The sequence below is a fragment of the Camelimonas fluminis genome (assembly GCF_014656355.1).
Taxonomy (GTDB): domain Bacteria; phylum Pseudomonadota; class Alphaproteobacteria; order Rhizobiales; family Beijerinckiaceae; genus Camelimonas; species Camelimonas fluminis.
Window position 1 is genome coordinate 215,280 of sequence record NZ_BNCG01000004.1, and the last position, 18,691, is coordinate 233,970.

Genomic DNA, 18,691 nt, shown 5'->3' on the forward strand with positions numbered 1-18,691 from the left:
GGCGCACCTGATCCATTGAGTCGCCCCGCGGTTCAATGGATCAGGTGCGCGATCCAGATTACTCGATAGATCGGAACACGATCCTGTCAGCCGAATAAGGCGAATTGCTTAACGGGTTGCTGCCGCCTGTTGAAGCGCCCGGGCGTCGTCTGGCTGACGGGCGCCTGTCAGATGAAGCTGAAGTCGAGGGCGTGGACCATATCGGCTTCATCGCGTCGCCAGAATACCCGCCCGGCCATGCTTGCGGGCGTTGCGCGCGGCAGGGAAGCCGCCCCGGAGACGCCTGCCGCAAGCTGGGCGTCCATATTTTCTCCGACGGACGCGGTCGCGCCGCCGTGGGACGGTCCATGCGTGGAGCCGCTTTCCCCGATCAGGTCGATATGCGGGTGTTCGGGAATGTTCCGGGAGGTATAGGCCGGAGGCGGGTCAAGATAGCCGTTGGGCGCGGAATTGGTCAGGGGAGAGCCTGGATAGCTGGGGGGCGCGCCGGGTGGGGATGGAAACATGTCGTCATAGTCGCGAAGCTGGCCAGGCGCGGAGGGCAGCGCAGCGAGCACTGCCGAAATTCCCTGGGCCCATGGCTGCTCGGGCCAGCCTGAAGAGCCTGAATGCAGGTGCGTGGGCAGGAGAGGGGTGATCCCGGCTCCCGGGTTTGCGTGCAGGGGCGGGCGCGATTGCGCCAGGTCGTCGGCGCGGCATCGGATTGCCGGGCGACGTTCACGGATCCACATTCGACAGCGCGCGATAATGATCACCGCAACGCCTGCCGCAGCGCCAGCGCATAGTCCATAAATTCCGTAACAATGATCCACGTCGTTCGCCATTTTGAAATATGCCGCTCACGTCTCACGGAGCCTGCATGTTAGTCCTGGCGTCGAAACGGGCTATCGCTTTCAAAGGTTGGTTGGCCGCGAGGCAGGCATGGCCAGGGAATGCGCATGGCCGCCCAAACGCGTGCGCTGCGCGGTGAATGGGGCCACCCCCCAAAAAAAACGGCCGCCGAAGCGACCGTTTCCTGACCATCCGTGCTTTCGGACGGCGGGCGCATGGAGCCGGCCAGGCTGGACCTGGCCAGTTGCGCTGCTCAGCCCCTGGCTTCGTTGAACAGCTTCTCGACGTATTCCCAGTTCACCAGGTTTTCGACGAAAGCCTTCAGATAGTCGGCGCGACGGTTGCGGTAGTCGATGTAATAGGAGTGCTCCCACACGTCGACGCCGAGGATCGGCGTGGCGCCGTGCACCAGCGGGTTTTCGCCGTTGGGGGACTTCATGATCTCGAGCTTGCCGTCCTTGAGCGCGAGCCAGGCCCAGCCCGAACCGAACTGGCCGACGCCAGCCTGGACGAAGTCTTCCTTGAACTTCTCGACCGAGCCGATATCCGCGACGATCTTCTTCTCGATCGCGCCAGGAATGGCGCCGCCGCCGTTCGGCTTCATCCAGCGCCAGAAGTGCAGGTGGTTGTAGTGCTGGCCAGCGTTGTTGAACAGCGGCTGGTTCTTGCCATAGGAGGCCTTGACGATCTCCTCGACGCTCTTGCCTTCCAGCTCCGTGCCGGCCAGCAGTTTGTTGCCGGTGTCGACGTAAGCCTGGTGGTGTTTGTCGTGGTGATACTCAAGCGTCTCCTTCGACATGTAGGGCTGAAGCGCGTCGTAGGCGTAGGGGAGCTCGGGCAGCTTGAAAGTCATGACTTCCTTCCTCCTCAGGAAAACTGCTTGCCGGCGCAAGCGTCGGCAGCCGGATGCAACTTGTTAAGCCGGGCGGGCGACACGGGCAAGACAATTGCCGCCGATAGATGGGGGCGGCTGGTTGCGGGGACAGACGGCGTGGCGTCTGGCGTCGTAGCGCGAAAAAGCTGTCCGCGCCTTGCAGACTTTGATTGAACAATGCATTTGCGTGATCTTTTGTTCACCATTTGCCGCGAGGAAATGGCGGGCCGTCGCATTTTCCACCCGACGATCGGTCGCCGCACCGCAAATGTGATCCGCAAAAAGCCGGATTGGCCGGCGATCGATGCGGGATTCGTATGCGCGGACCCGCCGGTGGGAGTATGGAAGATATCTTCTGACCCGGGAGCGACGGGCGTTGGCTGTCGTTCTCCTGTCGGAATTGACAGGACCGTGGATGCGTCAGCGTCTTCGCGGTCTGGCCAGAAGCATTGCAGCCCGGGCGGCTGGAATGGTCAGGACATTCTCCGGCGGCCAATCGCGGCTTTGCCTTGGGAATGTTGCAAATCAGAAGGCCGGGCGTGGTCGTCACCCGGTTCACGGCGACTGCGCCCTGGGGCAACGCCTGTCAAGAGAGGCAATAATGCTGCTGATACTGTATGTCATTGCGCTGGCGCTGACCGTGGGAGGCGTATGGGCCCTGGCGTGGGGCATTCCCATGATCGTGCTGGAGCGCGGTTGGGCGTGGGTCATATCGGGCAGCATGTATCTGACTGGCGGCGCTATCGTTTTCGGTCTGGCCATGGTGGTGCGCGCCTTGCGGCAGCTGCCTGACATGCTTGAAGCTGGCTACGCGGAAGAGCAGGCCCATGCCCCTGCGGGAGAGGCCGCCGACAGGAAAACGCGAAGCGCGTCGTCGCGCGCCGCCCCGGCGCGACCGGCCGCGCCCAAAGCCGACGCCCGCCCGGGCGTCATGCCGGACGCCCTGTCGCCGGCCACTCCTGTAACGTCAGCGCCCGCAGCCGCCGCCAAGGATGCGGACGCAATCGATGCGCCAGCCGCCGCACACGGCGCGGCAGCGACAACAGGCGCCGCCCCGGTCGCGCCGCCCAGGCGCGACGCCGGCTCCCAGGCGGCCGGGCCCGCTGCTTCCGCCCTGCCGGCCGCGCCGCCGCCGCAACCGGCCCGGCCCGAACCGAAGCCGGCCGCGCCGACCGTGGCCGCCACTCCTGCCGCGAGCAGGAACCTGGACAATGGAAGCGCTGTCGCCGCTCCAGCCGCGCCGGCCGCCCCGAAGGCGGCGCCAGTCATTCCCGCCGCCGTGGAGGATCGTCTGAATGATTTGCTGCGGCCCGGCTCGTTGGCGTCGACGTCGCGGACCGCTCCCGGCCCAGGCAGCGATGAGGACGCGGCTGCTCCGGCCGCCCCAGCCAAGCCAACGCTGACACGAGCGACGCCACAACCGGCGCCTGCGTCACGCCCCATATCAGCGGCCAGCGCCCTTTCCAGTCTGAAGGCTCCGCCAATGCCGCCAGAGACGCCAGTGCGCGCCAGTGCGCCGCCACCTGTGACCGCCGCCGGGATTGCTGCCGGGGACGCTGGCGTCCCGGGCAGGGCGACGCCGCCGGCCGTTCTGCCGGCCGTCGCTCCTGTCGACAAGCCGGCGCGCGCTCCTGTCTCGCCGGATCGACCTGCGCTGGCGCAAACCGTCAGCCAGGGGCCAGTGCACGCGCCAGTCAGTTCCGCGGCCCGGCCGGCGGCAGAGGCGAAGCCGGATCTCGCGGCCCGCATCGGCTCCCTGTTCAGCCGTCGTGGCGGCAGGGCCGATGAGTCGGGCAAGGGAGTGTCCGCTGGCAGGTCAGCGGAGAAGCTGGCCAGTGATGGCGGCAGGTTGCCGCCGGTATTCCCCGAACGTCCGGCTCCGCGTCCGGCCGCCGCTGTTCCTCCTGAGCCGGCGGCGCGCCCGGCGGCGCCAGCGCCGGCTTTCCCTGAGATGGTCAGGCCGGACGTCGCCGCTCCGTTGACGCCAGCCGGGACCGCGACAGGCGACGTGGTGTTTCCGACGCGTCCCACGTCCCGCCCGTTGGCGGGGGGCGACGCCCCCGCGACGCGCGCGGCGGTCGCGCCAGAAGTGGCGAAGCCCGCTGCTCCAGTCGCAAAGCCCGAGCCAGTTGACGCGGCGACGCCCGTGGAGCCGGAGGGGCCGCCAACGGTCGTCGGCAGCTACACAGCCGCGGGCTCGCTGTATGTGATGTATTCGGATGGCTCGATTGAAGCCCAGACAGATTCAGGCGTCGTACATTTCCCGTCGCTCGACGCCCTGAAGGCGCATGTCGCCAAAGGCGACAAGGCCTGAACGCCGGAATGTCTGCAGATAAGGCAGACGCCGCATTGCCTTGGGAAATTGCCGTTTCGCTCAAGCGATCTGCCCGGACAGGAAAAAAGGGGCCCCGTTTTGGGGCCCCTTTTTATTTCCTGGGCGCTCGCGTCCTCTGTTCAGGCGACGGGCGCCTTGTCAAAACCCTGCGTCGCCATCAGCGCGAAGGCGTACATCAGCGCCGTTTCTTTCAGCGAGTCGAAGCGGCCGGAGGCTCCGCCGTGGCCAGCGTCCATGTTGATCTTGCACAGGACAGGCCCGCCGCCGGTCATGGTGGCGCGCAGGCGGGCGACCCATTTGGCCGGCTCCCAATAGGTCACGCGCGGGTCGGTGAGGCCGCCGAGCGCCAGGATGGCGGGGTAGGCCTGCGGCTTCACCTGCTCATAGGGAGCATAGGAGCGGATGAGATCGAACGCCTCTTTGCTGGCGCCGGGGTTGCCCCACTCTGGCCATTCCGGCGGGGTCAGGGGCAGGCTGTCGTCCAGCATGGTGTTGAGCACGTCGACGAAGGGCACGTCAGCGATAATGCCGGCGAACAGCTCCGGCGCCATGTTGGCGATGGCGCCCATCAGCATGCCGCCGGCGCTGCCGCCATGGGCGACGATGCGGCCGGACGACGTGTAGCCTTCGGCGGCGAGACAGCGGCAGACGGCGATGAAATCGCTGAAAGTGTTGGGCTTGTGCTCGCGTTTGCCGTTGAGATACCAGGCCCAGCCTTTTTCCGTGCCGCCGCGCACGTGGGCGATGGCGTAGACAAAGCCCCGGTTGACCAGCGATAGCGGATTGGTGCGGAACGACGCCGACATGGAGCTGCCATAGGCGCCGTAGCCATAGACCAGCGCCGGGGCGCTGCCGTCGAGCGGCGTATCCTTGTGGTGCAGCAACGACACCGGCACCAGGGCGCCGTCGTCCGCCCGCGCCATCAGCCGGCGGGTGACGTAATCGGCCGGGTTGTGGCCGGAGGGGACTTCCTGCTGCTTCAGCACCTCCCGCGTCCGCGTCGCCATGTTGTAGGCGTAGGTCGTCGCCGGCGTCGTCAGCGAAGCGTAGGCGAAGCGGATGTCGTCGGTGTCAAACTCCATGCCGCCATCCATGCCGAGCGCATAGGCCTCCTCGTCGAAGGCAATGACATGCTCCTCGCCGCTGGCCATTTCGCGGATGACGATGCGGGGCCGGGCGTCCTCCCGCTCCATGCGAGCCAGATGCCGGGCGAAAGCGAGGTGCGACAGGATCATCACGCCTGGGCGATGCGGAACCAGATCGCGCCAGTTATCGCGCTGCGGCGCGCTGACCGGCGCTGTCGCCAGCTTGAAGTCCTCGGCTCCGTCAGCATTGGTGCAGAGAATGAGCTGGTCGCCGTGGTGCTCCACGTCGTACATCACCTGCGGCTCCCGGCGCGCCACCAGGAACGGCTTCGCCTCCGGCGCTTCCAGATCGACCAGCCAGGTTTCGCTGGTCTCGTGATCGCCGGCGCCGATGATGAGGTAGCGGCTGGACTGCGTCTGGTCGATGTGCACGAACCAGCCGGCGTCCGCTTCCTCATAAACCAGCCGGTCGGCCGATTGCGGTTGGCCAAGGCGGTGCAGGAACACCTTGCTCGGCCGGTGATTGGCGTCGTTCATCACATAGAAAAAGCCGGCGCTGTCCGCCTGCCAGACCAGTTCGCCGGTGGTGTCCGTGATCTGGTCGTCCAGATCGCGCAGGGCGCCGTCGGCGCTGACCTCGCGCACGCGGATGTCGTAATATTCCGAGCCCTTTTCATCGACGCTCCAGCCGAGGCGGCTGAAATCAGGCGCATGGTCGGCGGCCGCCAGATCGAAGAACGGCTTGCCTTCGGCCATGGCGTTGGCGTCGATCAGGATCTGCTCAGGTCCGCCGGCCCGGGAGCGGCGGCAGATCAATCCGTGCTCAGCCCCGGTTTCGAAGCGCTCGTACCAGAGCCACGGTCCATCGGGAGCAGGGACCTCGGAATCGTCCTCGCGGATACGGCCGCGCATTTCCTTGACGAGGGTTTTGCGCAGCCTCGCCGCCGGCGCCATGACCGCGTCGCAACAGTCGTTCTCGGCCTCCAGCACCGCCCGGATATCGGCCGGGAGGGCTTTGGGCTTCTTCAGCACGTCCTGCCAGTTGTCCGCCTTCAGCCATGCATAGTCGTCATGGAGCGTTTCGCCGTGGATCACGCGCGTCGTGGGGCGCGCCGGCGTAACCGGAGCGGCCGGAAAAGGCGTGCTGGCGCTGTCTGTCATGATCTGTTCCTGGACTGGTCCGGCAGGCGGAAGCCGGCGATGAGGAGCCAAAAAGCGGGAAGCGTCTGGAAGCCCACCAGATGCGCCTCAACCGCGGCGTTATCAAGATCGGTCTTTCACAGGCGGTTTTCTCTGGCGCATCAGTACGCCTGAGAGGCGGCGGCGATCGTCGGGACGGCCGGGTCAAAAACAGGGCTGGCGAATTCGGACTTGACTCCTGGGCGATTTTAGGAATTATTACCTATAAATTACCTGCCCTGCAATCGCCAGGCTTGAGCGCCGTCAAGGCGTCGACCGACGGCGTGACGGTTGGGGTCTGTTCAAGGAGGATATGACATATGGAACAAAAAGTGAACAAACACCCTGTGCATGCCTCTGTCTGTGACACCGTCGCCGCCAGGGCGAAATTGGGGAAAGCCAACCGGCCCCGACAGGCCAGTCAGCCTGGCGGCGCCGGCAGGGAGGACGGGACAGGGAGGCTGCTGGCGCGTCTCGCCGTTTCCGGCGCTTTTCTGACGCCGTCGGTTGATGGCCGCGACGCCTGGAGCATCGGCTTCACCGGCGCGCGCCGTCTGGCCAATGGCGGCGGCGTCAGTCTCGGCGGCGGCGCCGTCGACGGCGCGATGGTGCGGGGGTTGCTGACGGCGGGCGCCCTGGAGCGCGAGGCGGGCGCGGCGCGTCAACGGCTGGTGCTGTCACAGGCGGGGCGGGCGCGATTGCGCCGGGCTGGCGCGGCTGTCCAGGGTCCTGACGGCGATCCCTGGCGGGCCCAGCACGCTGATCTTGGTCATGAAGAACGGCGCGTCGATGGAGAAATGCAACGCGTGCGCGTCAATCACGCCGAGAGTCCGCTGGCATGGCTGCGTCGTCGCCGCGACCGGTCTGGAGAGGCGATGATCGACGAGGCCGCCTTCGCCGCCGGCGAGCGGCTGCGGGCCGACATGACCCGGGCGCAGATGACGCCGCGCGTCACCGCCAGTTGGGAGACGCCGGTGTCCGCCGGCAACGGCGGACGTCTGCGGCAGGAGCCGGGCGACATGGCCATGGCGGCGCGCCAGCGCGTCAGCCGCGCACTGGCGGCGGCTGGCGACGAGTTCGCCGGCGTGCTGGTGGACGTTTGCGGTTTCCTGAAGGGGCTGGAGCAGGTGGAGAAAGAGCGGGCCTGGCCAGCGCGGTCTGGCAAGCTGATCCTGCGCATGGCGCTGGCGCGCCTCGCCGCCCACTATGGCCTTGCCGCCGCCCGGGGGCCGGAGCGCGCCAGCACGCGCGCCTGGCGCGGGTAGGGGCCGGCCATGTCCGCGTCACCCCGCCAGCGCGCCAGCGGCGTCAGCCTTGATGCGGTTCACCATGGAGTTGAGGCCGTTGGAGCGCTGCGGCGTCAGATGCTCCGCGAGGCCAAGCTGGCGGAACAGCCCCTGGGCGTCGGCGGCGACGATTTCCTGCGCCGGACGTCCCGAGAAGAACGCCAAAGCGACGGCGACAAGGCCGCGAACGATATGGGCGTCGCTGTCGCCAGTGAAATGCAGGATTGGGCCGGCGGCGGACTGCTCGACCCGGCTTTCAAGCCAGACCTGGCTGGCGCAGCCGCGCACCTTGTTGGCGTCGGTGTGCGCCGCCCCGGACATCGGCTGCAGGCTGCGGCCAAGTTCGATCAGATAGCGGTAACGGTCTTCCCATTCGTCGAGAAAGGCGAAGTCGTCGATGATGGCGTCGATGGCTGCGGACATGCGCCCATCCATAATGCATTTTGGGGGAAAGTGGCTACCGGCCTGCAAAAAAGACCCGTGGGCGCACAGGGCGTTGTCCCTGCCCGGCGCGCTCCCCGGCCCGGCAAGCCAGAGGCCGAATCCGCTTTAAAGGCGCGCTCATCCGGCATGCGAAGGCGACCACGCGCTTCGCTCGGGATTCCCCCAAACCCGATGTGGCAGGTTCATGGCGCTTTGCTGTCAGAGCTTTGCGTCTTGCTTGCGGCCTGGCGCATCCTTTTCATGGGATGGGGCGGGCTTCCTGGGGGAAATCGTCTGCATGAGCCAGTTCAGCAGCCCGGCCTGCTCCGCGCCGCCGGTTGCGACAATCGCCGCCGCTTTTCGCGCTTCCGGCAGGGTGGACTGGGCTGCGATCGCCGCTTTGGCGAGACCGTCCAGGGTTTCGCGCTCCGTCAGGCCGTTCACCGGCGACAGAGCGTAAACGATGGCGATGCAGATGACGCACTTCAGAAGACGCATGGCGGCGGCTTGTCCTGTCCCGGGCCTGGAGCGTCCCGGCCTCCTGTGGATGGCCTCACTGTTTCCCGGACCGCTTTAGCATTGCGTAAACGGGCGTCTGACATTGTCCTCACAAGGGGCCGGGGAACGCATGGCGACGTGATGATTGCTGGTCCCGGATTTCAGGAAGGGCGCGCTGGGGCTGGATCGTGTGTCTGGCTGCCGGACGGCCTTCGACAGCGCCTTGGCAAGACCCGTGCTCGCGCGGGCAGGCAAAAGAGGGTTCGGCAGTGTTTCGCATGCTAACGGCGGCCAGGGCTCTGCGCGCGTGGAACGCCCTGTTCGGCGACGGCAGGGAGACGCCCATGCGGCCGCGCGCCGCTTCAGGTCGCGCCTCCGGAGCCCAGCCGACGCCGGATGCACTGGCCGTGCTCGGCCATGAATTGCGCACGCCGCTGGCCGCGCTCATGGGCTACACTGAAATGCTCGCCGGAGCCGAGCGGCTGACCGAGGCGCAGAGCCGCGCCTGGTCGGCGAGCGCTTATGCGGCGGCGAGCCATCTGAACGCGCTTGTCACCTCCGTGCTGGAGGGGGGCGTCGAGGGACTCGGCGCGCCTTCCAGCGACCGTGAAACCGTGGACGCCAGTTCCCTGGTCGCAGGCTGTTGCGATTTCGTCCGGCCAGATGCGTCCGCGCGAGGCGTCAATCTTTATGGTCCGGCGCCCGGTTCTGGGCCGGAGCTGTACTGCGATCCGCGCGCCGTCCGGCAGATCCTGCTCAACCTGCTGGCGAACGCCATCAAATTCACGCCGCCTGGCGGCGACGTGCGCGTGGAGGCAAAGCTGGAGGACGGCATGGTGGTTCTCACCGTAGCCGACACCGGCATTGGCTTTCATGAGGCGGGGCGGCGTCAGGCGGCGGCCCGCCAGGCCGCGGGAACAGCCGGCGCCGCCGGGCCTGAAGCCGCGGGCCTTGGCATCGGTCTGCAACTCGTGCGTTCCCTCGCCAGCCTGCACGGCGGGGAAGCCCGGATTCACGCTGGCGAGACCGCCGGGACGGTTGCGCGCGTCGTCCTGCCGTCCGGAGGAGCCGCACCCGCCAGCGAAACCAGCGCCGGATCAACGTGCGCGTCCCATATGATGGTGCCCTGCCTTGCGTGAAGCTCTCGCCAGATCCCGGAACGATTTTGTCCAGTACGAGCGCGCGGGAGGAAATCCCAGGCGTTCACAGGCGAATGCGCGGAGCCGTTCGGGCGGCGTCGGCGTCATGGCCCGCGTCGATGGCGACGACGGCGTCCTCTCCGCCCTGCGGCGCCGCCTGCTGGCGAGACCGGGGCGCGCCGCCTTCATCATTGCCTCCGCAGGCCTGGCGATGGGCGTGTTCGTCAATGCCCTGGCGATGCAGCATGGCGCGCATCCCAACCCGATGTTCGGCGGCAGCCGGCCGGTGACGGTGATGGCCCATCCGCCCGCTGCTGTCAGGCCGCCTAAGCCGCCGGCAGCCCAGCCACAGCCGTCCGTGGCGCGCGGCGAGGCTCCCGCAGGGCAGGGCGCCGCTCCGGCGCCAGTCGCTGCTCCAGAACCGGGCGCGCGTCGTGGCGGCGACGCCATCGGCGATCTGCTGAAGGGCGGCTCCGCGCCAGTGCCGCCGCCACGGCCCGCAACAGGGCCGGCGCAGGTCGCGCCGCCGGCGGCGCCAGCCAAACCCCAGCCGGTTCCCCAGGTGGCGTCCGCCCAGAAGGCGCTGGGCAAGCTTGGTTTTGGCGCGCTCAACGCCGACGGCCTGATGGGTCCTGGCACCCGGGCCGCCATCGAGCGTTTCGAAAAGGCCAAAGGCCTGCCGGTGACTGGCGAACTCAACCCAAAGACGCTCAAAGCCTTGGGAGCGGCGGCTGGAGCGCCGATCCGCTAGAGCCTTTTCGAGAACGGTGAATGCCGATTTCCATGAAGAAAATGCGATAAATCAAAGAGATGTCGCATTTTCGGGAAAAGTGAGGGTCCACTTTTCGTGAGGGAAATGCGTCACTGCGAAAATGCCCCCTGAAAAGACGCAGCGTTTTCTATGAACCGGTTTTCATCGAGAATGCCCTGGGGAGCGAATTTGCCATTTGCCTCCGCCTCCGCGCGGGGGGATCGTCTCCCAAGGCCATGTGTTGGAGCCCGTGTATTGAACCGTGTCCTGGAGCCCGTGTCCTGGCGCTCCTTGAGGCGATGCGTCCGTTCCCACATAAAGGCATGGTCGCGCGGCGGAGGCGCACGCCAAAGGCCGCTGCCAGCGCATGTCTGGCGGCGGCAAGGGCGCGGAAGGAGAATTGCCATGGGCGCTGCGCGCCTGCGCACTGATTTTTGGGTGTCAGCCTATATCCGTCGCTGCGCCACTGAGGATGTCGTCGCTGTGCTGCGCCGGCGCGGCGCGGCCGAGGCCGGCGCCATATTCGTCAAGCTTGACCGCCTTGATGGAACGGCGCGGCTGTTTGGCCCGGCGCCGCAGAGCCTGATGGCCGACGATGATGGCGATCGCCGCTTCATTGAAATTCCACTGTCTGACGACACGCCGCTGGCAGCCGAGGAAAAGCTGCGCCGCGAGCTGAACTTTGATGAAGATCTCTGGATCATCGAGGTTGAGGATCGCGCCGGGCGGCACTTTCTCGATCTGGCGTGACGGCGACAGCCAGTGCGTCGCCGCAGGTCGGCTGTGAATGGGCGCGGATGCGCAGCGGAACCGCGCGTCCTGGCATGGGCGAACTCAGTCTTCCGGCGTGCAGGTCACGCCAAGGATCGCCCTTGCCGCCCGCTCCCGCCAGGCTGGCGAAGCGGTGACGGCGCGGATCACCGCGAGGCCCCGGCCGGTGGATGAGACAACCTCGATTGCGTCGTCTTCCGCATCGTCTGGCTGCGTCAGCCGGCGCTCTTCCTGCTGTGCCGCCGTCATGATCGCCAGCGTGACGGCGCCGCGAACCGCAGCCCGGTCGCTGAGCGAATAGATCACCCGGCCGTTGCGATCGTGGATCGACAGGGTCTGCACCAGGCCCGACGACGGCATGACGATGCGCACGGGGCCGTCGTGCAGGTCCCAGGCGCAGACGCCGCGCGCCACGGCCGGATCATCGCCGATGCCCGACGTTCGTTTTCCGTCATGGGGAATCAACTGGGCCTCGCCATTGGCTCCCAGCGCCACGTAACGTGAGAAGGCGTCGGCGCGGGCAACCGCCGGTATGCGCAGGATGATCGCCAGGTGAACGATGGCTCCAAGCAGCACGCCAGCGATGATCGAAATGACGATGTCGGAGCCGCGCAGCCTCACGAGCAGCCCCTCCGCTGGATGACGGGCGTGACCTGGTCCGCCACATGCGGACGGGTGGTGAAGCCAGTGGGGCTGTCATACAGGCGCAGGGTGAGGCGGAAAGGGCCGCCGGATGGGATGCGCAACCAGGCGCCAGGCGAAGGCGCCGCCGAAATCGCGACGGCAAGGGCGCCGCCGGGACCGCGCAACAGACCTTCCGATGTCAGGCTTGAGGGCGGCTCATCCAGGGCTTTGCCGCCAGTCGACGTCGCTGTCAGCGTCCATATGCGCGCCTCGGGGGTGGGGCCGCTCATCTCGTAGACGCAGGAGCCGGACAGCGGGTGGCCGTCGCTGTCGAGATCGGCGACAAGCTCCACGCCTTCACCGGTTCCCAACTGCAAGGCGCCGCTGCGCTGGATGATCGCCCGGGCATAAGGATCAATCGCGGGGCCGCCCGTGGACGGCCAGGCTCGCCACTGGCCCAGTTGCACCGCGCCGGTCGGCGGCTGTTCGCGCAGCGCCAGCCAGGCCGAGCCAAAGCCCGTAAGGGCCGCCACCAGCAAGGTGATGAACGTCATGACAATCAGCCGCAACGTGAACCGCTCCTGGACGCGTTGCCGCTGACGCCGGTCTCGCAGGCCGCCGCATTCAGGGCGCCTGCGCGGGGCGAGGCGCGGGCAGGGCGGCGGTCGCCCGGCGCCTGCTGGCCCGTCGATTCCGCCGCGCGACCCGCCTGGTTTTTGAGTATCCCCGAAAACAGGGCGCCAATGTCGTTCAGCGCCGGGGCGCTGTGGGCCGACACCACGTCCGCCCGCACAGCTGCGTCGGCGACGCTGGCGACGGCCGGCGGCAGGTTCTGCGAGGCGCCGGCCGGCGGCGCCGGGTCGACGCCCGGCAGCGGCCTGATGCGCACGGCCCGGTGCAGCGGCTCCATCATTTCACGCCAGGTCTGTGCCGGCAGGGTGCCCCCGGTCATTCTGTTGGTTGAAGAGAAATCGTCGTTCCCCATCCAGATCGCCGCGACGTAATTGCCGGTGTAACCGCCGAACCAGCCATCGCGATAGGCGTTGGTGGTGCCCGTCTTGCCGGCGACGCGCACGCCGTCGATCCGCGCCCGCCGCCCGGTGCCTTCTTCCACCGCTTTGGTCAGCATCTGGTTCATATCGGTCACCACGCTCGCCGGCAGCACCCGCACCGGCGGCGGCGCGTCCCGGTCATGCAACCACAGAACCTGATCGTGGCTGGTGCGAATTTCCGCCGCGCTCCACGCCCTGGCCCGGAAACCACCATTGGCGAATACGGCGAAGCCGGAGGTGTGCTCGATAATTTTCACTTCGGCCGACCCGATGGGAAGCGAGGTGGAGTCGCGCAATTCGTGCTCGAGCCCCATGGATTTGGCCACTTCGATGATGCGGGCGCGGCCAATGCGGGCGTTGCCCTTGCCGAGCATGATCGACAGCTTCACCGGGATGGAGTTGATGGATTTGACCAGCGCCGTGGTCAGCGACATGGAGCCCGCGAATGAGCGGCCATAGTTGGCCGGACACCAGTTGCCAATGCACACCGGGCTGTCGACCACAGTGCTGGTGGGCGTGACCACGCCGGCCAGCAACGCCGTGGCGTAGACATAGGGCTTGAACGATGAACCGGGCTGGCGCAGCGAATCCGTGGCGCGGTTGAACTGGCTGGCGCCATAGTCGCGGCCACCGACGAGGGCGCGCACGGCGCCGTCCGGCTCCATCACCACCGTGCCCGCCTGCGATGCGCCCCATTGCGAACCATACTGGCGCAGCGCGTTTTCGATGGCGCTTTCGGCGCTGCGCTGGGCCAGGGGATCAAGAGTGGTGCGCACGGTCAGCACCCGATCGTCGCCGAGCTTGCCCGCTTCCGCCAGGGCGCGGACGTTGTCATAGGCCCAGTCGAGGAAATAGTCCGGGCTGAAGTCGCGCTTGCGGTCCAGAGCCGTCGCCGGATTGCGTTTGGCCGAGGCCACCTGGCCGGCGGTGAGCATGCCGGCGTCGACCATGTTGTCGAGCACATCGCTGGCGCGGGCGCGCGCCGCCGGCAGGTTGATATGCGGCGCGTAGCGCGTCGGCGCCTTGAACAATCCGGCCAGCATGGCGGATTCGGCCAGGGTGAGGTCGCGCGCCGATTTGCCGAAATAGAAATCAGCCGCCGCCGCCGCGCCGAAATTGCCGGCGCCCATGTAGACCCTGTCGAGGTAGAGCTTCAAAATCTGCTGTTTGCTGAGCCGCGTTTCCAGAAACAGCGCCAGGAACGCCTCCTTGATCTTGCGCTCCAGTGACCGCTCGTTACTGAGGAACATGTTTTTGGCGAGCTGCTGGGTGATGGTTGAGCCGCCCTGGACGACGCCGGACGAATTGGCGTTGACGGTGAGCGCGCGCGCCGTCCCCATCGGGTCAATGCCGTAGTGATCGAAGAAGCGCCGGTCCTCCGTGGCCAGTACGGCGCTGATGAAGTAATCTGGATAATCGTTGAGTTCGAGGGCGTCGTTCTGGCGGATGCCGCGCCGGCCAATTTCCACGCCGTAGCGGTCGAGGAAGGTGACGGCCAGATCCGTCTGTTTCAGCCAGTCCTCGCGCTCGGTCAGGCGAAAGGCGGGCTGGGCAAGGGCGACCAGCACGACGCCGGCGCCGACGCCGAGAGTCAACGCCTCACAGGACAGGTCGACGGCGACCTTCCGGAAGCCGGATACGGCGAACCTGTCGGTGAAGTCCCGCCACGCCCGCCACGCTTCACCAGCGCGCGCGCCGAGCGTATACAGCCCGGAGTCGATGCGCGCATCAATGGCGAGCGCGAGATGCCGGATCTTCGTCGTCAGCGAACCCTTGCCTGGCGCCACAGTCCGTGATCCCTGCCTCCAGTGGACGCCGCCGCACAGGGACGTCCGCACAGCTAGCAGTATAACAGGCGAGGGGGCGGAGCGTCAGCCTCGCCGGATATGGGAGCGATTGTTTGGTTAAGCAGCGTTGCAATCCTGACATGGTCCCGGCCGGGGCGCCGGAGCCCTTCTGGCGCGTCACGGCGCTGGAAGACATGGACGACCGGCAATGGGAGAGCCTGTGCGACGGCTGCGGACGCTGCTGCCTGATCAAGCTGGAGGACGAGGACACCGGCCGCATCCATTACACAGACGTGGGCTGCCGCCTGCTCGATGGCGACACGTGCCGCTGCCGGGATTATCCGAACCGCCAGAGCCAGGTGCCTGATTGCGTGCGGCTGACGCCAGAGATCGTCCGCTCCCTGACCTGGTTGCCGCCCACCTGCGCCTATCGCCTGTTGCGCGAGGGCGCTGATCTGCCCTGGTGGCACCCGCTGGTTTCGGGCGATCCGGAGACGGTGGCGGCGGCTGGCGTCTCGGTGCGCGGGCGTCTCAGCGGCTCTGAACAGGACATGGAGCCGGAGGAACTGATCGAGCGCATCGTGCGCTGGCCGGACCGCGCGCCGCGCCAGGCGAAGGGGCCGCCCGCCGCGGTTGCCGGACGGCTGGCCGACGCAGCGCGGAGCCGCGGCAGAAAGCTCCCCTAGCGTGTTCAGGCCGGCGCGGCTTCAGCTGGCTTGCGCTTCTTCTTCGGCCGGACGGCGGCTGGCTGGGTCATGCCGTTGTGGCCGGGACCGGAGAGCACCACCACCTTGGAGCCCAGGGGCGTGCGGGCGTAAAGATCCATGACGTCCTGGTTGACCATGCGGATGCAGCCTGACGACACGCGCGATCCTATGGTGCGCGGCTCGTTGGTGCCATGGATGCGGAACAGCGTGTCCTTGCCGTTCTGGTAAAGATAAAGGGCGCGGGCGCCGAGCGGATTGCGCAGGCCGCCGGCCACGCCCACGCCGCTCTGCAGTTTGACGACGACCCGCTTCAGTTCCGGCTGCCGGTCGATCATCTCCTTCGGCGGATACCAGTCCGGCCATTCCTGCTTGCTGTTGATGGTGGCTTCGCCCGACCAGCCAAAACCTTCGCGACCAACGCCGACGCCATAGCGGATGGCGGAGCCGCCGGGCTGCACCAGATACAGATAGCGGCGGGACGGATCGATGACGATCGTGCCCGGCGCCTCCGGCCCGTTGTAGGCCACCTTGCGGCGCAGGAACGCCGGATTCACGCTGCCCTGGGGCACGCCTGGGATCGGAAATTTGTCATCCGGAACCGGCGCGTACATCGCTGTGTAGTCGTCCGGGGTCGGATCGCTGAGTGGCGTCGGCGGTGGCGGCTGGTTCGCGGGCGCAGCGGCGCTGCCGGGAGCGCCGGCCGTTTTTTGCAATTCATTCTCCAGGCTGCCGGGGCCGCGCGTCTGGCAGGCGGCGAGGGCGAGCGTGGAAGCGGCCAGGAGAAGGGAACGGCGAGACAGAACCTGCATGACAGCTCCGGCGATATGGGAGGCCCGGGCGCACGGCCGGCCCCGGTCCGGCTGCGCGTATGACCACGGGACGTGTTCGAGAGGGGAGACGCGCGGGTCAGCGTCTGGAAAACGTTGGGTGACAATCAGGATATGGCGACGATGGCGTAAAGCGTGTGGCGCTGCAACACATCTGCGCCACAATCACGCGCGCCAGCATCCTGCCCCCCTGCAAACGCCCGGCCAGCCTTGACCTTGCGGCGTCCCTCCGCAACAGTCCGCCATGAAAAGAAATGGGAGAAAGCGCCATGACCGAAGATGAAATCCGGATCTGGACCGGGCCTGGCGACTACGTCGATTCGGACCATCCCGACATCATCGCCTTTGCCCTCGAGGTCGCCGGCGCGGCCGCCACGCCGCGCGAACGGGCGCGACAGATCTATCGGGCGGTGCGGGAGCTGCGCTACGATCCCTATGTGACCTGGGGACCGGAGGTGTTCCGCGCTTCCAGCGTGCTTGCGGCCGGTCGCGGCTACTGCGTTGGCAAGGCGGCGGTGATGGCGGCGGCCTGCCGGGCTGTGGGCGTGCCGGCGCGCGTCGCCTTCGCCGATGTCACCAACCACCTGGCGACGCCGCAACTGCTGGAGCGCATGGGCTCCAATATCTTTTACTGGCACGGTTTCACCGAGGTGAATCCGGAGGGGCGCTGGATCAAGGTGAGCCCGACGTTCAACGCGTCCCTGTGCGACAAGCTTGGCGTCGCGCCGCTGGAATTCGATGGTGAAAATGACGCTCTGATGCAGGCGTTTGACGGAGCCGGCAACGCCTTCATGGCCTATCTGGCCCAACATGGCGCTTTCCACGACGTGCCGGCCAAACACATCATGGCGGAGATGGCGATGCGTTATCCGAAGCCACTGAGCCGTGACGGCGCCAAACCAGATATGGAGGCGGAGGCCGCGGCCCTGGCCGCCGGCTAGAGCTTTTTCGAGAACTGTGGAAGCCAGGTCTCGTCAGGAAAATGCGCCACCAGGAGAGCTGACGGGTTTTCGGCGAGCCGGAGTTTGCCGAAAAACCTCCCGGCGCTGCTGCGCCAGAACGCTTTGGGGTTGCAAATGGGCGCCGGCGCCCGTCGACGCCAGATCGTTAACCACTTCTCGGTCAAATTCGGCAATGACCTCAAAATTCGGCGCGCTGGTTTCGACCGGGCGCGGACGCCCCCGGAACGGCATCGCTGGCGGACGGGGTCCTGGCTTTTCACCGGGTCCGGAACCGTTTCCGGCGCACCGGACTTTCCCAACGGGCAACGCGCGCCGTAGCGGCTCGCATGCAGTGGAGCGACAGATGAACTTCAGAAGCATGAGAGGTTTGGCAATCGCGGCGCTGGCCGGGGCCGGAATGAGCATGGCCGCAAGCGCCGCCAGCGCCGCCCAGTGCGGCAATGGCCCTGAAGGTTTCGGCGCCTGGTTGACCCAGTTCAAGCAGGAAGCGGCCTCGGCCGGCATCAGCCCGGCCGTCATCAACGCCGCGCTCGGCGACGTGGCCTATGACAGGCGCATTATCGGCCTCGATCGCAATCAGAGACATTTCAAGGTCAGCTTCGAGAAGTTCATCGCCAATCGCGTCAGCCCCGGCCGCATCGCCAAGGGCAGGCAGATGATGCAGCGGCACGCCAGCACCTTGCGCCGCATCGAGTCGCAATACGGCGTGCCTGGCGAGATCGTCGTGGCGATCTGGGGCATGGAGACGGATTATGGCGTGGTGCGCGGCAATATCCCGGCGTTTCGCGCCCTGTCGACACTGGCCTATGACTGCCGCCGCTCCGAATTCTTCACCCGGCAGTTGATGGACGCCCTGCGCGTCGTGCAGCGCGGCGACCTGAGCCCGCAGCAGATGCGCGGCGCCTGGGCTGGCGAAATCGGCCAGGCGCAGTTCATGCCCTCGGCCTATTATCGCTATGCCGTCGACTTCGATGGCAATGGTCACGCCGATCTCATTAACAGTTCTGCCGACACGCTGGGCTCCATCGCCAATTACTTGCGCGGTCACGGTTGGTCACGTGGCGCCGGTTATCATCCTGGTCAGCCGAATTTCGCCGTGATGCGCGAGTGGAACAAGGCGGAAGTCTATGCCCGCGCCCTTGGTTATTTCGCTGACAAGCTGAAGAACTGAGCCGATTTTCGGCTCGCGACGCCGGTCTGATGGCGCGATGGTTGTTTGTGGGAAAATAGTCCTTGACAATCGCGCGCTGCCAGGCTATGGTTCATGCATGCTCAAGAATTGTGGCTGGGGCGTTCGATGCGCCGCCGTATTGGCGGGCTTGGGCGGTCGGAAAAACTGAAAATGTTTCCGTTTCTTTGAGCCGCTTACAACAGGTTGCCTGTTTGAGATAAAGCCGCGCCCTTGGCGCGGTTTTTTGTTGCCCCGCGCAATCTGGCAATTCTGCCGGACATCCGGAGGTCTCATGTCCATGTCAAGAAAGGGGACGGGGCGGGCTGGCCAGTCGGCGCAAGCAGAAACAGCCGGCAAGCCGGACGCGACAAAACGGAAGCCGGCCCGGC

At 66.7% G+C, this 18,691-nt stretch carries 18 protein-coding genes; 9 read left to right on the plus strand and 9 right to left on the minus strand.

Annotated elements, in window-relative coordinates:
* Window positions 1-167: 167 nt before the first annotated feature.
* Complete coding sequence (locus tag IE243_RS07990; RefSeq protein WP_191318823.1) at window positions 168-557, minus strand: hypothetical protein; 390 nt, start codon at window positions 555-557, stop codon at window positions 168-170.
* A gap of 527 nt (window positions 558-1,084) precedes the next feature.
* Complete coding sequence (locus tag IE243_RS07995) at window positions 1,085-1,684, minus strand: superoxide dismutase (RefSeq protein ID WP_191318824.1); 600 nt, start codon at window positions 1,682-1,684, stop codon at window positions 1,085-1,087.
* Between the two features lie 622 nt (window positions 1,685-2,306).
* On the opposite strand from IE243_RS07995, the gene IE243_RS08000 reads away from it, so the two are divergent.
* The gene (locus IE243_RS08000; protein WP_191318825.1) at window positions 2,307-4,019 is read left to right on the plus strand and encodes a hypothetical protein; all 1,713 of its coding nucleotides are present in this window, start codon (window positions 2,307-2,309) and stop codon (window positions 4,017-4,019) included.
* 140 nt (window positions 4,020-4,159) lie between these two features.
* Here IE243_RS08000 and IE243_RS08005 read toward each other — a convergent pair whose 3' ends face one another.
* On the minus strand, window positions 4,160-6,286 hold the full coding sequence (locus IE243_RS08005; RefSeq protein ID WP_191318826.1) for a S9 family peptidase: 2,127 nt from the start codon (window positions 6,284-6,286) through the stop codon (window positions 4,160-4,162).
* A gap of 80 nt (window positions 6,287-6,366) precedes the next feature.
* Here IE243_RS08005 and IE243_RS08010 point away from each other — a divergent pair, with 80 nt between their 5' ends.
* Both IE243_RS08010 and IE243_RS08015 read left to right on the plus strand, forming a co-directional pair.
* Window positions 6,367-6,621 carry a hypothetical protein gene (locus tag IE243_RS08010; RefSeq protein WP_191318827.1) on the plus strand — a complete coding sequence of 85 codons (255 nt, stop codon included), beginning with the start codon at window positions 6,367-6,369 and terminating at the stop codon, window positions 6,619-6,621.
* A gap of 15 nt (window positions 6,622-6,636) precedes the next feature.
* Window positions 6,637-7,569 carry a DUF6456 domain-containing protein gene (locus IE243_RS08015; protein ID WP_244642960.1) on the plus strand — a complete coding sequence of 311 codons (933 nt, stop codon included), beginning with the start codon at window positions 6,637-6,639 and terminating at the stop codon, window positions 7,567-7,569.
* Between the two features lie 18 nt (window positions 7,570-7,587).
* Here the strand turns inward: IE243_RS08015 and IE243_RS08020 are convergent, their stop codons facing one another.
* Together IE243_RS08020 and IE243_RS08025 are read right to left on the minus strand one after the other, a co-directional pair.
* The gene (locus IE243_RS08020) at window positions 7,588-8,013 is read right to left on the minus strand and encodes a SufE family protein (RefSeq protein WP_191318828.1); all 426 of its coding nucleotides are present in this window, start codon (window positions 8,011-8,013) and stop codon (window positions 7,588-7,590) included.
* A gap of 219 nt (window positions 8,014-8,232) precedes the next feature.
* Window positions 8,233-8,511: a hypothetical protein gene (locus IE243_RS08025; RefSeq protein ID WP_191318829.1), complete on the minus strand. Its 279-nt coding sequence runs from the start codon at window positions 8,509-8,511 to the stop codon at window positions 8,233-8,235.
* 344 nt (window positions 8,512-8,855) lie between these two features.
* Here IE243_RS08025 and IE243_RS08030 point away from each other — a divergent pair, with 344 nt between their 5' ends.
* The 3 genes from IE243_RS08030 to IE243_RS08040 all read left to right on the plus strand — a co-directional run bounded on the left by IE243_RS08030 (window position 8,856) and on the right by IE243_RS08040 (window position 11,151).
* Window positions 8,856-9,650 (plus strand): sensor histidine kinase, encoded by a 795-nt coding sequence (locus IE243_RS08030; protein ID WP_191318830.1) that lies wholly within the window; start codon window positions 8,856-8,858, stop codon window positions 9,648-9,650.
* 106 nt (window positions 9,651-9,756) lie between these two features.
* Complete coding sequence (locus tag IE243_RS08035; protein ID WP_191318831.1) at window positions 9,757-10,401, plus strand: peptidoglycan-binding domain-containing protein; 645 nt, start codon at window positions 9,757-9,759, stop codon at window positions 10,399-10,401.
* A gap of 405 nt (window positions 10,402-10,806) precedes the next feature.
* The gene (locus IE243_RS08040; protein ID WP_191318832.1) at window positions 10,807-11,151 is read left to right on the plus strand and encodes a DUF1491 family protein; all 345 of its coding nucleotides are present in this window, start codon (window positions 10,807-10,809) and stop codon (window positions 11,149-11,151) included.
* Window positions 11,152-11,235: 84 nt separating this feature from the next.
* On the opposite strand, the gene IE243_RS08045 is transcribed toward IE243_RS08040, so the two are convergent.
* From IE243_RS08045 to IE243_RS08055, 3 genes are read right to left on the minus strand one after another with little or no spacing between them, the layout of a single operon-like run.
* Window positions 11,236-11,793, minus strand: a complete 558-nt coding sequence (locus IE243_RS08045; RefSeq protein ID WP_191318833.1) for a DUF1254 domain-containing protein — start codon at window positions 11,791-11,793, stop codon at window positions 11,236-11,238.
* Entirely contained in the window at window positions 11,790-12,350 is a 561-nt protein-coding gene (locus tag IE243_RS08050) for a DUF1214 domain-containing protein (protein ID WP_191318834.1), read from the minus strand. The genes IE243_RS08045 and IE243_RS08050 overlap by 4 nt, the downstream gene beginning before the upstream one ends.
* 5 nt (window positions 12,351-12,355) lie before the next feature.
* The gene (locus IE243_RS08055) at window positions 12,356-14,635 is read right to left on the minus strand and encodes a transglycosylase domain-containing protein (RefSeq protein WP_191318835.1); all 2,280 of its coding nucleotides are present in this window, start codon (window positions 14,633-14,635) and stop codon (window positions 12,356-12,358) included.
* A 140-nt stretch (window positions 14,636-14,775) separates the two neighbouring features.
* Here IE243_RS08055 and IE243_RS08060 point away from each other — a divergent pair, with 140 nt between their 5' ends.
* Window positions 14,776-15,321 (plus strand): YcgN family cysteine cluster protein, encoded by a 546-nt coding sequence (locus IE243_RS08060; RefSeq protein ID WP_191318904.1) that lies wholly within the window; start codon window positions 14,776-14,778, stop codon window positions 15,319-15,321.
* A gap of 5 nt (window positions 15,322-15,326) precedes the next feature.
* Here IE243_RS08060 and IE243_RS08065 read toward each other — a convergent pair whose 3' ends face one another.
* Entirely contained in the window at window positions 15,327-16,151 is an 825-nt protein-coding gene (locus tag IE243_RS08065) for a L,D-transpeptidase (RefSeq protein ID WP_191318836.1), read from the minus strand.
* Between the two features lie 287 nt (window positions 16,152-16,438).
* Between IE243_RS08065 and IE243_RS08070 the strand changes: the two genes are divergently transcribed.
* Together IE243_RS08070 and IE243_RS08075 are read left to right on the plus strand one after the other, a co-directional pair.
* Window positions 16,439-17,110, plus strand: a complete 672-nt coding sequence (locus tag IE243_RS08070) for a transglutaminase-like domain-containing protein (protein ID WP_191318837.1) — start codon at window positions 16,439-16,441, stop codon at window positions 17,108-17,110.
* Between the two features lie 379 nt (window positions 17,111-17,489).
* Window positions 17,490-18,302 (plus strand): lytic murein transglycosylase, encoded by an 813-nt coding sequence (locus tag IE243_RS08075; protein ID WP_244642962.1) that lies wholly within the window; start codon window positions 17,490-17,492, stop codon window positions 18,300-18,302.
* Window positions 18,303-18,691 lie beyond the last annotated feature (389 nt).

Coding starts and splice junctions, on each gene's coding strand:
- IE243_RS07995 (WP_191318824.1), bottom strand. CDS start 1,684: ATGACTTTCAAGCTGCCCGAGCTCCCCTACGCCTACGACGCGCTTCAG.
- IE243_RS08000 (WP_191318825.1), top strand. CDS start 2,307: ATGCTGCTGATACTGTATGTCATTGCGCTGGCGCTGACCGTGGGAGGC.
- IE243_RS08005 (WP_191318826.1), bottom strand. CDS start 6,286: ATGACAGACAGCGCCAGCACGCCTTTTCCGGCCGCTCCGGTTACGCCG.
- IE243_RS08010 (WP_191318827.1), top strand. CDS start 6,367: ATGCGCCTCAACCGCGGCGTTATCAAGATCGGTCTTTCACAGGCGGTT.
- IE243_RS08020 (WP_191318828.1), bottom strand. CDS start 8,013: ATGTCCGCAGCCATCGACGCCATCATCGACGACTTCGCCTTTCTCGAC.
- IE243_RS08025 (WP_191318829.1), bottom strand. CDS start 8,511: ATGCGTCTTCTGAAGTGCGTCATCTGCATCGCCATCGTTTACGCTCTG.
- IE243_RS08030 (WP_191318830.1), top strand. CDS start 8,856: ATGCGGCCGCGCGCCGCTTCAGGTCGCGCCTCCGGAGCCCAGCCGACG.
- IE243_RS08035 (WP_191318831.1), top strand. CDS start 9,757: ATGGCCCGCGTCGATGGCGACGACGGCGTCCTCTCCGCCCTGCGGCGC.
- IE243_RS08040 (WP_191318832.1), top strand. CDS start 10,807: ATGGGCGCTGCGCGCCTGCGCACTGATTTTTGGGTGTCAGCCTATATC.
- IE243_RS08050 (WP_191318834.1), bottom strand. CDS start 12,350: ATGACGTTCATCACCTTGCTGGTGGCGGCCCTTACGGGCTTTGGCTCG.
- IE243_RS08060 (WP_191318904.1), top strand. CDS start 14,776: ATGGTCCCGGCCGGGGCGCCGGAGCCCTTCTGGCGCGTCACGGCGCTG.
- IE243_RS08065 (WP_191318836.1), bottom strand. CDS start 16,151: ATGCAGGTTCTGTCTCGCCGTTCCCTTCTCCTGGCCGCTTCCACGCTC.
- IE243_RS08070 (WP_191318837.1), top strand. CDS start 16,439: ATGACCGAAGATGAAATCCGGATCTGGACCGGGCCTGGCGACTACGTC.
- IE243_RS08075 (WP_244642962.1), top strand. CDS start 17,490: ATGAGAGGTTTGGCAATCGCGGCGCTGGCCGGGGCCGGAATGAGCATG.